Origin of the sequence: Brunnivagina elsteri CCALA 953, from assembly GCF_002289455.1 — a bacterium.
In the GTDB taxonomy this organism is placed as follows: Bacteria; Cyanobacteriota; Cyanobacteriia; order Cyanobacteriales; family Nostocaceae; genus Brunnivagina; species Brunnivagina elsteri.
The window spans coordinates 1-1,518 of record NZ_NTFS01000723.1 but is presented as its reverse complement, the minus strand read 5'-3'; the positions used below and the strand labels follow the sequence as shown (position 1 = coordinate 1,518).

Annotated in this window: 1 protein-coding gene; it reads right to left on the bottom strand. The window is 40.8% G+C overall.

What is annotated here, in order from left to right; translation table 11 throughout:
• Window positions 1-203: 203 nt before the first annotated feature.
• Window positions 204-1,518, bottom strand: a 1,315-nt coding sequence (locus CK510_RS30235) for a tetratricopeptide repeat protein (RefSeq protein ID WP_143289523.1), incomplete at its 5' end; no start/stop codon positions are given.

Below are 1,518 nucleotides of genomic sequence, written 5' to 3'. Positions count from 1 at the left end.
CCCTAACCCTCCCCTTACATTACGTGCTTCACGTTCCCGTAGGGTAGGGGAGGGAACAATATTTCTAGTTTCCCCCCTTTGCAAGGGGGGATTAAGGGGGGTAATTTCTGGGATAGGAAGGAAAATCAGACTTCTGTGTACAACGTAGGTAAACGGAGAGGGGAATAAAAGGGGAGAGGTTCCATATTAAATTTGTACTTTATTTAATCCACATTCCTAAGTATATCTTCTAATAATGTACGTTCCTCAACAGGTAATTCTAATAAAATTCGTCTATCTCCTTTGTTTTGGCGATAGCGAACCGCAGTATTGAGAAGTTGCAGCGCAATTTTAAATTCTTGGTAATCACTTGCTAATTCTTGCCACAGTTCTAACCAAGTTTGTACGGCTTTATCGCTCACCATTTCTGACATTAATGTGGGGATATTTCGTACTAGTCCTTGAGATAAGGAGGTGAGGGATTTGTATTGGTGGAATAGTTGAATTAGGTTCTGGATGTGGTTTTTCCAGATGTTTTGTTGTGTTGTGTTGGTAAATAGAATACGAATAATTAATGTTGTATCTTCTGGAGATGCTTGTTTACCTTCATCGATTTTTTTGAGTGCATCTTCAAATGAAGTAAAGCTTTCTTGCCAACGATTTAAACCTGCGAGAGAAATCGCACGATTAGCGAAAGAGTTATGCACTTTATCATCAAGTGTAATCGCTTTATCACAGCATATTAATGCTTCTGCATATTTTTCTAAATGAATAAGTGTCCAGCTTTTACCAACCCAAGCTGATTGAAAATCAGGGTCAATTTCTATTGCTTTGTTGACAGATTCCAAAGCTTCGTCATAGCGTTTTAAGACATCTAATGAAGAACCCCGGTTGCTCCAAGCATATTCGTCATCGGGTTTAATTGCAATCGCATTATCGTAGGATTGAATCGCTTCTTCGTTTCTTCCTAAATTCCGCAGTGCATTACCCCGGTTGTTCCAAGCAAATTCGTGATCGGGTTTAATTGCGATCGCATTATCGTACGATTGAATCGCTTCTTCGTTTCTTCCTAAATTCCCCAGTGCATTACCCCGGTTGTACCAAGCATTTTCGTAATCGGGTTTAATTGCGATCGCATTATCGTACGATTGAATCGCTTCTTCGTTTCTTCCTAAATTCCCCAGTGCATTACCCCGGTTGTACCAAGCATTTTCGTAATCGGGTTTAATTGCGATCGCATTATCGTACGATTGAATCGCTTCTTCGTTTCTTCCTAAATTCCCCAGTGCATTACCCCGGTTGTACCAAGCATTTTCGTAATCGGGTTTAATTGCGATCGCTTTATCGTAGGATGCGATCACTTCTTCGTTTCTTCCTAAATTCCCCAGTGCATAACCCCGGTTGTACCAAGCATTTTCGTAATCGGGTTTAATTGCGATCGCTTTATCGTAGGATGCGATCGCTTCTTCGTTTCTTCCTAAATTCCCCAGTGCATAACCCCGGTTGTACCAAGCATTTTCGTAATCGGGTTTAATTGCG